This is a genomic window from Anaerotignum sp. (assembly GCF_017483025.1).
In the GTDB taxonomy this organism is placed as follows: Bacteria; Bacillota; Clostridia; order Lachnospirales; family Anaerotignaceae; genus Anaerotignum_A.
In genome coordinates this window covers 1-13,633 of the sequence record NZ_JAFUMA010000114.1, presented here as the reverse complement: position 1 = coordinate 13,633, position 13,633 = coordinate 1, and the positions used below count along the sequence as shown (strand labels likewise).

The 13,633-nt window shown below is 44.8% G+C and carries 9 protein-coding genes and 1 pseudogene; 8 read left to right on the top strand and 2 right to left on the bottom strand.

Annotated features, from left to right (window positions below; translation table 11 throughout):
- Nucleotides 1-623: DL-endopeptidase inhibitor IseA family protein (locus IJ369_RS09920; RefSeq protein WP_290718614.1), on the bottom strand; the 623-nt coding region annotated here is incomplete at its 3' end.
- Nucleotides 624-808: 185 nt separating this feature from the next.
- On the opposite strand from IJ369_RS09920, the gene IJ369_RS09915 reads away from it, so the two are divergent.
- Nucleotides 809-2,593 carry a hypothetical protein gene (locus tag IJ369_RS09915; RefSeq protein WP_290718612.1) on the top strand — a complete coding sequence of 595 codons (1,785 nt, stop codon included), beginning with the start codon at nucleotides 809-811 and terminating at the stop codon, nucleotides 2,591-2,593.
- Between the two features lie 132 nt (nucleotides 2,594-2,725).
- Here the strand turns inward: IJ369_RS09915 and nifJ are convergent, their stop codons facing one another.
- The gene (gene nifJ / locus IJ369_RS09910; RefSeq protein ID WP_290718610.1) at nucleotides 2,726-6,256 is read right to left on the bottom strand and encodes a pyruvate:ferredoxin (flavodoxin) oxidoreductase; all 3,531 of its coding nucleotides are present in this window, start codon (nucleotides 6,254-6,256) and stop codon (nucleotides 2,726-2,728) included.
- Between the two features lie 404 nt (nucleotides 6,257-6,660).
- On the opposite strand from nifJ, the gene IJ369_RS09905 reads away from it, so the two are divergent.
- The 7 genes and pseudogenes from IJ369_RS09905 (at nucleotide 6,661) to IJ369_RS09875 (ending at nucleotide 13,030) form a co-directional block, all read left to right on the top strand.
- Nucleotides 6,661-7,602, top strand: a complete 942-nt coding sequence (locus tag IJ369_RS09905; RefSeq protein ID WP_290718609.1) for a hypothetical protein — start codon at nucleotides 6,661-6,663, stop codon at nucleotides 7,600-7,602.
- 146 nt (nucleotides 7,603-7,748) lie between these two features.
- Entirely contained in the window at nucleotides 7,749-8,225 is a 477-nt protein-coding gene (gene greA, locus IJ369_RS09900; RefSeq protein WP_290718607.1) for a transcription elongation factor GreA, read from the top strand.
- A 56-nt stretch (nucleotides 8,226-8,281) separates the two neighbouring features.
- Nucleotides 8,282-9,757: pseudogene (gene lysS, locus IJ369_RS09895) on the top strand (lysine--tRNA ligase); the annotation flags it as partial.
- Nucleotides 9,758-10,036: 279 nt separating this feature from the next.
- Nucleotides 10,037-10,264, top strand: coding sequence for a DUF6462 family protein (locus tag IJ369_RS09890; protein WP_290718604.1), 228 nt, complete (start codon nucleotides 10,037-10,039; stop codon nucleotides 10,262-10,264).
- A gap of 16 nt (nucleotides 10,265-10,280) precedes the next feature.
- Nucleotides 10,281-11,057: a ParA family protein gene (locus IJ369_RS09885; RefSeq protein ID WP_290718602.1), complete on the top strand. Its 777-nt coding sequence runs from the start codon at nucleotides 10,281-10,283 to the stop codon at nucleotides 11,055-11,057.
- Nucleotides 11,057-11,959, top strand: a complete 903-nt coding sequence (locus IJ369_RS09880; protein ID WP_290718600.1) for a ParB/RepB/Spo0J family partition protein — start codon at nucleotides 11,057-11,059, stop codon at nucleotides 11,957-11,959. The genes IJ369_RS09885 and IJ369_RS09880 overlap by 1 nt, the downstream gene beginning before the upstream one ends.
- 3 nt (nucleotides 11,960-11,962) lie before the next feature.
- Entirely contained in the window at nucleotides 11,963-13,030 is a 1,068-nt protein-coding gene (locus tag IJ369_RS09875) for a replication initiator protein A (RefSeq protein ID WP_290718599.1), read from the top strand.
- Nucleotides 13,031-13,633 lie beyond the last annotated feature (603 nt).

Genomic DNA, 13,633 nt, shown 5'->3' with positions numbered 1-13,633 from the left:
CCGTCTTCGTTCCACAGAACGAACAGGAATTCCTGTGTTGTGTAGTTTTCGGGGTCTTCAGGGGTTGTGTAGAAATAATCGTCTTCATAAGCTGTGCCGCTGTTTGTGTAGTAAGCAGTTGCCTTGAAGCCCATTTCATCTTCGCCTTCTTTATCCATGGCAAAGGTATGGCCTGCGTAGTAGGGGTTTGTGCTTCTGCCGCCGCCCAGGAAATACAGACCGCCGTCTTCGCCCTTGGCGAACATGATGTTGTCTGCGCTCAGGATGCTGTTATCTACGAACTGCACTGTGAAATACTGCAGCAGATATTCTCTGAAATCATCATATGTTTTGAAGCGGTTATCTGTGATCTTATAATAGGTGAAGCCGTCTTTTTCAAAGGTCGTTTCTTCATCATAATCGAATTTACCGAAGCTGATCTGATTATAGATCTTATATGCATCTGCGTACAGCTGCTGCAGCTCTGCATCCAGAGGGGGCAGGCTTTCATCCTCAACGGTGATGGTCGCTGCTACGGAATCTTCGGGCACTTCATTGCTTGCCGCGCTGCCGCCGCCGCAGCCGGAAAGTGCACTGACACCGATCATGGCACAGGCCAGCAGGGTAACTAATTTTTTCTTCATAGGAAAACTCCTCCTTCAACATTCATTTCTTCATGGATGAAATTCTATCATAAAGTTAACAATAAAAAAAGAGACTTTCGGAAATTGAAAGAAACTTTTAAGATATCCTTCGACAAAAAGGCGGAAAGCATCTTTACTTTTTCTCTTCCATGCCATAAAGTGGATAGTAACGAGGTGAGGATGAGATGAAGAAGGCCCCGAATTTAAAGGATCATAAAAAGAAAAACGTAGAAAAAATATTGAAAAACAGCAGCTTTTCTCTGCAGCTGAAAAAATTTCAAAGAAAGATCGCGCTGTTGGATACTTATTGTAAAACCGAAGCCGTGTTTCAGCAGGTGGAAGGGGCGGGTTGCCCCCGTGTGGTGTTCCTTTCTTTGGGAAACCCCGACAGCAGAGCCCAGGTGTTCCATGCCAAGGGGGAAACGATGGAAGAGACATGGGCAGCAGTTGTCAGCAAAACAGAAGCGTATCTGCAGAAAAATTCCTTCGAGGTTTCTTATGTGAAGGTGGATTTCGTGGATGCCGTGCGAAAAGTGCCCCTGGGACTGGTGGAGGAACAGCTGCGAAAGGTGAGAAAGAAGTTTTTCCGCTGGGGGTTGGCTCTGGATGGGGAATTTCAGCATGCCTTTTTGGAAGCGGAGCTGAACACCCGCCAGATGTTCATCTACGGGGAAGAAGGTCGTGTTTCTCTTGAAAATATCAATAAATATCTGGAGAAGAAAAAAGAACCTTTGCTGGAAAAATTGCCTGCGGAGATAGTGGCTTTCCAGTGCAGCGGCTTTTTCTGCGATGCAGATGACACCATTTATCCCCTTTACAACAGAGGGTTGGAATACGGCAGAAGAAAGATAGACGCCTTTACCAGAGAAATCGTGGATGATGCCGTGACTTCCTCTGCGGCGCAGCTTTCTGATATGCTGCAGAAAAACGGGGAGTTTCAGTATGGTTTCCGTGCCCATACGGCAAAGCCTCTGTCCGGCTATAATATGGTGCGCCATATTGCCGTTTTGTGGGCCCTTTTGATGGAATACAGCAGAAGCCATGAGAAAAAGCTGAAAGAGAAGATCGACACGGCTTTGCAGTATGCCCTGAAAAATGCCGTGGAAGAGATCAACGGTCTGCCCTATGTCATTGAGCAGAAAACGCAGGAAATCAAGCTGGGGGCCAATGCTGTTGTGGTCATCACCCTGGCGCACTATATGGAAGTGACGGGAGATAAAAGATATCTGGAAACAGCCTGCCGTTTCGGGGAAAGTATTTTGAGCTTTGCTGATGAAAAGGGAGACGGCTACTGGCATATCCTTTCCTATCCCGATGGGGTGAAAAAGGAAAAATATCGTATCGTTTATTACGACGGGGAAGCGGCCCTGGCTTTGACGAAGCTTTACGGTGTGACGAAAGAGGAAAAATGGCTGAAAGCGGCCCAAAGCTTCGTAGATTATTTCATCGAACAGGATTATACGAAATATTGTGACCACTGGGTGGGCTATTCCCTGAATGAACTGACGAAATATATCCCCGGGGAAAAATATTTTGCCTTTGCCCTGAAAAACTTTGAAAATAATCGTATCAAGCTGTACAAAGGGGAAATCACCACGCCTACGTGGATGGAGCTTCTGATTTCTTCCTTCGAAACATACCACCGTATCAAAACCACCTGCCCTGCATTGCCTGCGTTAAAGGCTTTTGACGAGGAGCGGTTTATCACCACTATTTATTATCGGGCACAAAGGATGCTGGACAGCTACTTATATCCGGAATATGCCATGTATTTCAAAATCCCCGGGCCATTTTTGAAATCCTTCGCCGTGCGGTATGATAATTTCCGTGTCCGCATCGATGATATCCAGCATTTCATTGGCGGGTTCTATCATCTCCTGATGGATTTCGATGCCCTGGAGGGCTATCGGAAGGCATTTGGCATAGAGCCAAAGGATTATCTGCAATTGCAGCAAAGATATTTAAAATAAAAAAAGGAGTGTTCCATGAGGAACACTCCTTTTTCTATAGGGGTGCGGGGCGCTGGCCCCTCTTTTGAATGACCGTATGGGAGGGTGTGGCACCTTCTGTGAAGGTGTCTGCTGCAATTTTTCTACGTCAAATTACACTTCTGCCATCTTTTTATAAGCAGCATATTTTTCTTTTGCCTGTTCTGCTGCTTCTTTCAGCAGCACTTCTGCTGTTTCGGGGAAGGTACGAACCAGGGAAGCGTAACGTACTTCGCCCATCAGGAATTCGTTGAAGTCCATGGTAGGTTCTTTGGAATCCAGGATGAAGGGGTTTTTGCCTTCTTTCTTCAGCATGGGGTTGTAGCGATACAGATGCCAGTAGCCGGATTGTACCGCCAGTTTTGCTTCCAGCTGGGCATTGGCCATGCCCTTGGAGATGCCGTGGTTGATGCAAGGGGCGTAAGCAATGATGAGGGAAGGGCCTTTGTAAGCTTCAGCTTCTTTCAGGGCCTTGATGAGCTGGTTGGGGTCTGCGCCCAGGGCAACCTGTGCTACGTAAACATAGCCATAGCTCATTGCCAGACCGCCCAGGTCTTTTTTCACGGTAGGCTTGCCGCCTGCTGCAAACTGTGCAACCGCACCGATGGGTGTCGCCTTGGAGGACTGACCGCCTGTGTTGGAGTAAACTTCTGTATCCACCACCAGAACGTTTACGTCACGGCCGGAAGCCAGAACGTGGTCCAGACCGCCGTAGCCGATGTCGTATGCCCAGCCGTCGCCGCCATACATCCACATGGATTTCTTTGTCAGGTGTTCGCTGTTTTCCTGGATGAATTTCTTCAGTTCCGCAGCTTCGCCTTCTACATTCAGGCCTTCCAGAGCTGCCAGCAGTGCGCGGCTGTCTGCTTTGCTTCTGTCGCCGTTATCCCAGTTTTCCAGCCATGTATTTGCTGCTGCCGCGAAGTCTGTGCCTTCTGCCAGAGCCAGCAGATCTTTTACTTTCATTGTGATGCGGTCTCTCTGCTGTTCCACAGCCAGAACCATACCAACGGAGAACTGCGCGTTGTTTTCGAAGAGAGAGTTGCTCCATGCGGGGCCCCAGCCTTCTTTGTTTGTTGTGTAAGGTACACAAGGTGCAGCTGCGCCCCAGGCCTGTGTACAGCCTGTTGCGTTAGCCAGATACATTCTGTCGCCGTAGAGCTGCGTCATCAGTTTTGCGTAAGCTGTTTCACCACAACCAGCACATGCGCCGGAGAATTCCAGCAGAGGCTGTTCGAACTGAGAGCCTTTTACGGAGAATTTGTTCATGGGGTTTTCTTTGTCGCTCAGTGTCAGGGAGAAGTCCCAGTTTGCCTGTTCGTCCATCTGGCTTTCCAGAGGTTTCATAACCAGAGCTTTTTCTTTTGCGGGACATGCTGTTACGCAGACACCGCAGCCCTGACAATCCAGAGGGTCTACCTGGATGCGGAATTTATACTGTTTGATATCGCCTGCGCCGTTGGCGTTCAGTACGGTATAAGATTCAGGAGCATTTGCAGCTTCTTCTTCTGTCAGCAGGAAAGGACGGATGGCAGCGTGAGGACAAACGTAGGAACACTGGTTACACTGGATACATTTTGTTGCATCCCATGCGGGAACATCGATGGCAACGCCGCGTTTTTCATATGCGGATGTGCCCAGAGGAACAGTGCCGTCTTCTCTGCCGGCGAATACGGATACGGGCAGCAGATCGCCTTTCAGGGCGTTCATGGGTACCATCAGTTTTTCAACGTATTCGGGCAGAACCTTTTTGATCGCTTCTTTGTCCACGTCTTTTGCATCTTTCCAGCTTGCGGGAACGTCAACTTTTACCAGACCGGAGAGACCAGCATCTACGGCAGCGTAGTTCATGTTGACAACTTTTTCGCCCTTCTTGCCGTAGGATTTCACGATGGCTGCTTTCATGTAGTTTACCGCATCGTCAACGGGGATGATGTTTGCCAGTTTGAAGAATGCGGATTGGAGGATGGCATTTGTTTTGTTGCCCAGACCGATTTCTTTCCCGATTTTGATGGCATCGATGGTATAGAAATGGATGTTGTTGTTTGCGATATATTTTTTCACATCAGCGGACAGATGGTGTTCCAGTTCTTCACCTTTCCAGCCGCAGTTCAGCAGGAATGTACCGCCGGGTTTGATTTCGGAAACGATATCATATTTTTCCATGTAGCTCTGGTTGTGGCAGGCAACAAAGTCTGCTTTTGTTACCAGATAGCTGGAACGGATGGGCTTGTCGCCGAAACGAAGGTGAGATCTTGTGATGCCGCCGGATTTCTTTGTGTCGTATTCGAAATAAGCCTGTGCGTATTTATCTGTGTGGTCGCCGATGATCTTGATGGAGTTTTTGTTTGCACCAACCGTACCATCGGAGCCCAGACCCCAGAATTTGCAGGATACTGTGCTTTCGTCAGCCAGATCGGGTTCTTCTGTTACATCGATGTGTGTGTTGGAGATGTCATCGATGATACCAACTGTGAAGTGGTGTTTCTGAGCACCCTTCATGTTGTCGAATACAGCGATGATCTGACCGGGTGTCACGTCTTTGGAAGACAGACCGTAACGACCAGCCAGTACTTTTACCATTCTGCCTTCTTCGATCAGTGCGGAACAAACGTCTGTGTACAGGGGTTCACCCAGTGCGCCGGGTTCTTTTGTTCTGTCCAGAACGGTGATCACCTTAGCAGATTCGGGCAGAGCAGCCATGAAGTGTTTCAGGGAGAAAGGTCTGTACAGGTGAACCTGCAGGAAACCTACTTTTTCGCCCTTAGCTGTCAGGGATTCTACTACTTCCTGAGCAACGCCTGTTACGGAACCCATAGCGATGATGACATGTTCCGCATCGGGAGCACCGAAGTAGTTGAACAGCTGATAGTTTCTGCCTGTGATCTTGTTGATTTCCTGCATGTATTCTTCCACGATTTCAGGCAGGTTTGTGTAGAAAGGTGTGCATGCTTCTCTGTTCTGGAAGAATACGTCAGGATTCTGTACGGTGGAACGCTGCACGGGGTGTTCGGGGTTCAGTGCGTTCTTTCTGAATTTTTTCAGAGCATCCTGGTCGATCAGTTTTTCCAGATCTTCATAGTCCATTACTTCGATTTTCTGCAGTTCGTGGGAAGTACGGAAACCATCGAAGAAGTGGATGAAAGGTACGGAGCCTTTGATTGCGGACAGGTGAGCAACACCAGCCAGATCCATTACTTCCTGAACGGAAGCGGAGGACAGCATAGCGCAGCCGATCTGACGGCAAGCCATAACGTCGGAGTGGTCACCGAAGATGGAGAAAGCGTGTGTACCTACTGTACGGGAAGATACGTGGAATACACCGGGTTTCAGCTGACCAGCGATTCTGTACATAGGGGGGATCATCAGCAGCAGACCCTGAGAAGCTGTGTATGTAGTTGTCAGAGCGCCTGTTTCCAGAGAGCCGTGCATCGCACCAGCTGCACCTGCTTCAGATTCCAGTTCCAGCAGACGTACTGTCTGGCCGAACAGGTTCTTCTTGCCATTTGCGGACCAGCTGTCTACGTGTTCCGCCATGGGGGAAGAGGGTGTGATGGGGTAAATGGTAGCTACTTCTGTGAAAGCGTAAGAGATATAAGCAGCGGCTTCATTACCGTCCATGGTTTTCATGATTTTTGTATTCATAATCAAGGCTCCTTTCATATAATGAAAATAAGGATATTTTTATCTTGTAAGTCAAATGAAAAAGGTTTATTACTGAAATATCTCTAATTTCATGATAGATAGATTTATTTTTATTGTCAATCATGTATGAAATAAAATACCGTATTTTGTGTACAAAATAAGATACATAGTGTTATTGCATAAAATCGGGAAAAAATATCATGTATTTTTGAATATACAACGCAAAATGTGAAAAAATTTGAAGAATCTGAATTTATTTTACAAAGTCAGACAAGTTCGAATATTTGTACAATCAAAATATTTTATATGCAATTTATTTTGCCATAAATAGTAAATTTATCCAATTGGATTGGATATAGAATATTGTATACAAAAAAATACAACAAAAACGGGGGAGAGAATATATGGAATCAGCAAAGATCAGATTTTTGGAACGGGGAGAGCTGCCGGAAATGCCCGGCTGGACAAAGCTACTGCCTTCCGGCTGGCGCATTTCCTATCCCGAGAAGCACAGACCCTTTCGGCTGGAGCGGAACGGGGAACAGCTGACGGGCATTTTGCAGACCCAAAGGGAAACCGCCATGACGGCAAATTGGCGGCGGGGAGCATCGGCCCTTTTGGAGGCCCTGGAGAAAGAGGGCGTCGGCATCGTCATTCCCCCGGCGGAGGGGGAATTTCCCAGGGAACGGCTGCCTTTTGCGGAAGGCCGCAGGCTGGCGACCCTTTTTGCCTTTGAAGGAGCGGCGGAGGCGTTGAAGCGGCAGGGGAAAAATCCTGCGGAATGTACCTATTTGCTGGCGGGGGGCGGCAAGGGCATCTGGAAGGCGGCCCTTTCCTCCATGGGGAATGAGGTGAACCGTCTGGCTATTTTTACCCAGGAACCGGAAACAGCGGAAGACATCGTGCGGGAATTGTATCTGGAACGAGGGCTGGTGGCAGAGGTCTTCTCTTCTCCGAAAAATCCCGTTTTTTCCGAAGCGGATGCCATCCTTTCCTGCGGTATGGAACAGCGTTCTTTGGAGCATATTCTGAAAAAGGGATGTTTTTGGTTAGACCTGGCGGGGAACAGACCCATGCTGCGGCGGCTGATGCAGCTGCGGCCTGATGTTTCTGCAGCAGAAGGGTTCTTTTTCCATGCAGCCCGTGATTTGGGCGAAAAACAGCTGGAGGGAAGATTTGCGGAAGCGGAGGCATTTTTGTATTGCAGTGATTTTCGCCAGAGCTGGGACTTTCCCCTGGAGGAAGTGGAACGGGATGTCCTCCTTTTTGAACTCAGGGAGATGGGCTATGCCGTTTCGGGCTTCTCTGCCTTCGGAAAACGGGTAAAAATCAGGAGAAAGCCTTGATTTTAAAGGAAAAAACGTTGACAATCCCGTGGACGTACTTTATAATATATCAATGGTTCAGGAGGGTAATTTAAAACCTTCCTTTTTTCCTTGCCCGAAAGCAAGGGAACATAATACGAGATTAGAATATGAGGAGTGACACACCCATGGCAGAAAAGAAAGTTGTTTTGACTTATGAAGGTCTGAAAAACATGGAAGCAGAACTGGAAAACCTGAAAACAGTTCGCAGAAAAGACGTAGCAGAAAAAATCAAAGAAGCAAGAGGTCAGGGTGACCTTTCCGAAAACGCCGAATATGACGCAGCAAAAGAAGAACAGGCAGAGATCGAAGCGCGTATCGTTCAGCTGGAAAAAATGCTGAGAAATGCAGAAGTCATCGATGAAGAAGGCGGCGCAAAAGATAGCATCAGCCTGGGCACAACAGTAACTCTGCTGGATGTGGAATTCGATGAAGAAATGGAATATACCATCGTTGGCTCTGCGGAAGCAGACCCCATGAACGGCAGAATCTCCAATGAATCTCCCGTTGGCATGGCGCTCTTGGGCCATAAGAAAGGCGATAAGATCATGATCGAAACACCCGATGGCGAAGTAGAATTCAAAGTGCTGAAATTTACAAAATAAGATATACCTGAAACAAATGACGCACACGGATAGGAGGAAGTAACGTGGCAGAAGAAATCAAAGAAGTTCAGGAGCTGACACAGCAGGAACTGAGCGAACAGAACAGAATCAGAAGAGAAAAACTGGCGCAGATGCAGGAAGAAGGCAAAGACCCCTTCCAGATCGTAAAATACGACGTAACACACCACAGCGAAGAAATCAGAGCCAACTATGAAGAGCTGGAAGGCAAAGATGTTTGCATTGCTGGCCGTATGATGAGCAAACGTATCATGGGTAAAGCATCCTTCTGCAATATCCAGGATAGAGATGGTCATATGCAGTCTTATGTAAGCAAAAATGACATCGGCGAAGAAGATTACGCAGCATTCAAAAAATTCGATATCGGCGATATCATCGGTATCAAAGGTTTCGTTTTCAAAACAAAAACAGGTGAAATTTCCGTACACGCAAAAGAAGTAGTTCTGCTGTCCAAGAGCCTGCAGGTACTGCCCGAAAAATTCCACGGTCTGAAAGACCAGGAAATGCGTTACAGACAGAGATATGTTGATCTGATTGTAAACCCTGAAGTTAAGGATACATTTATCAAACGTTCCAAAATCATTACAGAAATCAGAAAATTCCTGGATTCCAAAGGCTTCCTGGAAGTTGAAACACCCGTACTGCAGACAATTCCCGGTGGTGCATCCGCAAGACCTTTTATCACACACCATAACACAATGGATATCGATATGTACTGCCGTATCGCTCTGGAACTGCCCCTGAAGAGACTGATCGTAGGCGGTTTTGAAAGAGTATACGAAATCGGTCGTGTATTCAGAAATGAAGGTGTTTCCGTTCGTCATAATCCTGAATTCACACTGATGGAACTGTATCAGGCATATACAGACTACAACGGTATGATGGATATCACAGAAGATATGTTCCGTACAGTAGCACAGAACGTACTGGGCACAACAACAGTGAATTATGGCGGTCATGAACTGGATCTGGGCAAACCCTTTGCAAGAATCACAATGGTTGACGCTGTAAAACAGCATACAGGTATCGACTTCGATCAGGTGAAAGATACAGAAGAAGCAAAAGCACTGGCAAAAGAACGTGGTCTGGAATTTGAAGACCGTCATGTAAAAGGCGATATCCTGAACCTGTTCTTCGAAGAATTCGTAGAAAAGAACCTGATCCAGCCCACATTCATCATTGACTACCCCGTAGAAATCTCTCCTCTGACAAAGAGAAAACCCGATAAACCCGAATTCACAGAAAGATTCGAACTGTTCATCGTTGGTAGAGAATACGGCAATGCTTATTCCGAACTGAATGACCCCATCGACCAGAGATCCCGTTTCGAATATCAGGAATTCCTGAGAGAAAACGGCGATGATGAAGCAAACATGATCGATGAAGACTTCCTGACAGCTCTGGAATATGGTATGCCTCCTACAGGTGGTCTGGGCGTAGGTATCGATAGATTCGTAATGCTGCTGACAGAATCTGTTTCTATTAGAGATGTATTGCTGTTCCCTGCGATGAAACCAATTCAGGATTAATCAAATCCAATCGGATAACATGGAAATCCAATCAGCTAACAAACTTTGTGGTAGTTACCATAAAGGTACCACAATCTTCTTGATGTCCATTGGACTTACATGATGCTGTATGGATTTTTCCCAAAAAAGAATATGAAAAATTGTTCTGAGGAGCAATGAAACCATTTAGACACTTCGTGTAATAGCGCAAGCTATAGCGAGGTGTCTTTTTTATTTCCTCGCAAAAACAAACCTATTTCAAATATTCAAAAAGGAGGAAAAAACATGGCAGAAAAAAAGAAAACATCAAAGGAAGTTGAAAAAATGATGGCAGGCAAAAGACGTCGGTTTGTGAGACTGGCCCAGGGGGCGGAACTGTACTCAATGGGGTTGTCTTCATTCCGCAATATTGCCAGAGAAGCGAATGCAACATATCGAATTCGAAAAATCGTTCTGGTAGATTTGGATCAGATCGATGCTTATCTGGAAACATTTCGTGAATTTAACGATTGAACAAGGTGGTGAAGATATGTGCAAAGTAATTGCGATTGCAAACCAAAAAGGTGGCGTGGGGAAAACTACAACAACGGTGAATATTGGTGTAGGCCTTGCTCGGGCAGGTAAGAAAGTGCTTTTGATTGACGCTGATCCCCAGGGAAGTATGACTGCAAGCTTGGGATATGTCGAACCGGATGACATCAGTATAACCATTGCAACGATTATGGCGGCAATGATCAATGATGATGAGTTGGAGCAGGAAACCGGAATCCTTCATCATCAAGAAGATGTGGATTTATTGCCAGCAAACATTGAGCTTTCAGGGTTGGAAGTGTCTCTGGTCAATGCCATGAGCAGGGAGACTTTGCTCAGAAGATACATTGATGAAATAAAGGAAAACTACGATTTTATTTTGATCGACTGTATGCCATCCTTGGGGATGCTGACGATCAATGCATTGGTAGCTGCAGATTCCATAGTGATTCCGGTTCAGGCGGCATACTTGCCAGTTAAGGTTCTGGAACAGCTGGTTCGTACGATCTTTAAGGTGAGACGGCAGTTGAATCGTAACCTTCAAATCGAGGGGATTTTGCTGACAATGGTCGATATGCGAACAAACTATGCAAAAGACATTACATCAAAGCTGTACGATACATACGGTTCCAGCATCCGCATTTTTGAAACGGTCGTACCGTTGTCCGTTAAAGCGGCTGAAACCAGTGCAGCAGGGATCAGTATCTTTGGGCATGATCCGAAAGGTAAAATTGCCGCGGCGTATGACATGGTGATTCAGGAGGTGTTACGGTAATGAAGCAAAGAATTGGTGAAAAAATCAAATTGACATCATATAGCGAATTGCTTGGCATCAGTGATGAACAAAATAGTATTAATCTGGAAATCAGTCAGATCAAATCATTTAAAAATCATCCATTTAAGGTCCAGATGGATCGAAAGATGGAAGATCTGATTGAAAGTATAAAAGAAAATGGAATTATTACGCCTGTTTTAGTCAGACCATTGGATGATGGATATGAAATGGTTTCCGGGCATAGAAGGATGTTTGCTGCAAAATCCTGTGGGCTGCAAACAATACCAGCAATCATCAGGGAGATGGATGATGATGAAGCTATTGTCGCTATGGTAGATGCTAATATTCAGAGAGAGGAATTACTTCCCAGTGAAAAAGCTTTTGCTTATAAGATGAAACTGGAGGCAATTAAACGGCAGGGTTTCCGTGCTGATTTAACTTCCGACCAAAATGGGCGGAAGTCAGAGTCGGCATATACAATTGCTGAAGAAGTAGGAGAAAGCAAAACTCAAATTCGGAGATACATTCGATTGACAGAACTTATTCCTGATCTTTTGAGCTTAGTAGATACAAAAAAGCTTTTATTTACAGTTGGTGTGGAAATTTCTTATTTGGATAAAGAAATGCAGGGATGGATAGAGGAATATATCAGAGAATGTGGAACGATTAATCTCTTGCAGATATGTTCTCTAAGAAAGGTTCTGGAGAATAGAAGTATTACGCAGGAAGAGTTGATTCAGTTCTTAAATACCAAAAGAAATGGATTACTGAGAGGTAGAAAAATAACATTAAGGGCAGAACAACTGGAACCCTTTTTCCCTGTTGGTTATACGGGAAAACAGATGGAAGAAGTAATTCTAATGTTGCTGAAAAATTGGAGCAACGATAAAAAAGAGGGGTAAGGCATGGAATATAGATATTGTTATGAGCAGCGTCCCAAATTTTCTACTTATTTTGCAATTCCATATGAATTTTTGAAAGATGGTCCATTCCAAGAATTATCCTTGCAGGCAAAATTTTTATATGGTGTTTTGTTTGATCGTATGGGACTGGCACAAAAGTATAATTGGGTAGATGAGGAAAATAGGATTTACATCATCTACCAAATATCTCAGATTGAAAAAGATTTGAAAATATCTAAAAAACAGGCAATCAGATATTTGAAAGAACTGGAGGAAATTGGTCTGGTCGAGAAGAAGAGGCTCGGTTTTAATCGTCCTAATATCCTGTATGTGAAACACTTTCTTGAGGAAGAAATGAGGGGAGAATGTAATAGAAGTGACCGATCTGGTTCTTCTGAGCATTTCGGAGAGGCAGAAAACGGAACCTCCAGAAGTGTTCAAATGTGCCTCTCTGAGAGTGCAGAGAACGGAACCACTGAGGGGAAAAAACATACCCTTATGGAGGTGCCGGAAACGGAACTCTATAATCAAACTAAATATAGTCATACTATAAATCAACCGATATCTTATCATCCTCTTCTTGAGGGCACGGGTGAGGAGATGGAGGAAATCAAAGAGCAGATCAAACAAAACCTGAATGCGGATCAGCTGATGAATGAACAGCCGAAAGATAAAGACCTGATAGAAGGCATGATTGATTTGATGGCTGAAGTGCTGATGACATCAGAAGAAGTGGTTTGGGTAGGAAAGAAGGCCATGCATGCAATGTTCGTAAGAAATCGTTTGCTTGCCCTGAAAAAAGAGCATATTCAATATATCCTGAAAGGATTGGAAAAAGCTGGAGACATAACGAATGTAAGGCAGTATCTGATCACAGCACTTTTCAATGCGCCTCTGGCGTTGGAAATACAAAATCGTACAAGTCATAATGGAAAAACAGTTCAAACGGAGCAAACAACATGCCGTACGAAATTTCAAAATTATCCTCCTGCCAGATATGATTTTAATGAAATTGAAGAAATGGAAAAGGAATATAGAAACAAAATCCTGGAAAAGACAGACGATATGTAACACATAGGAAGAATGGTAATAATGCGTTGATGGGGGGAGTGCAGCGAATTTAAATATTTTCTTTGATGGTATAAAAGACTTTGGTAAACGGTTTACCAAAGTCTTTTAAAACAATAGAAAAACATTTAAATATAGCTGCGTTTGGCATGCCAAAATGAGTTCCTGTGTTTGGCATGCAGATTTCATTTATGAATAGGGAATATTTCTTGAAAAATCAACAATGCTTTAAGATTTAGAACTTCTCAAAAAAACCCACTAAAGAAAAGGGGGGGATTAAACGAATATAAAAAACTACAGGAAAATGGAATGTTAATTTTAGTTCATGAGTAGCCATAATTTTGAAAATATTAAATAGAAAGGGTGTGAATATATGGGGAGAAAGGCAGAAGATATAAACATTTCTTTTCGAAAAGGTACGACAGGACATGATATTTTGAATGTTTTAAAAGAAGCTGACGGAAGTTGCATTCTGCGGACTCCAACAGACAGTTTTGCGAAGCAAAACGGACGCGTTGCGGGGCGAACGGACTTCGATAAACTATAGTTAACTATGCCCCCTCCTTTATAATGATGACAGCCATTGAACGATGGCAAATCTATCAT

What these genes read in the sequence shown, in the direction of transcription:
- IJ369_RS09915 (WP_290718612.1), top strand. Translation starts at nt 809, where the DNA reads ATGAAGAAGGCCCCGAATTTAAAGGATCATAAAAAGAAAAACGTAGAA.
- nifJ (WP_290718610.1), bottom strand. Translation starts at nt 6,256, where the DNA reads ATGAATACAAAAATCATGAAAACCATGGACGGTAATGAAGCCGCTGCT.
- IJ369_RS09905 (WP_290718609.1), top strand. Translation starts at nt 6,661, where the DNA reads ATGGAATCAGCAAAGATCAGATTTTTGGAACGGGGAGAGCTGCCGGAA.
- greA (WP_290718607.1), top strand. Translation starts at nt 7,749, where the DNA reads ATGGCAGAAAAGAAAGTTGTTTTGACTTATGAAGGTCTGAAAAACATG.
- IJ369_RS09890 (WP_290718604.1), top strand. Translation starts at nt 10,037, where the DNA reads ATGGCAGAAAAAAAGAAAACATCAAAGGAAGTTGAAAAAATGATGGCA.
- IJ369_RS09885 (WP_290718602.1), top strand. Translation starts at nt 10,281, where the DNA reads ATGTGCAAAGTAATTGCGATTGCAAACCAAAAAGGTGGCGTGGGGAAA.
- IJ369_RS09880 (WP_290718600.1), top strand. Translation starts at nt 11,057, where the DNA reads ATGAAGCAAAGAATTGGTGAAAAAATCAAATTGACATCATATAGCGAA.
- IJ369_RS09875 (WP_290718599.1), top strand. Translation starts at nt 11,963, where the DNA reads ATGGAATATAGATATTGTTATGAGCAGCGTCCCAAATTTTCTACTTAT.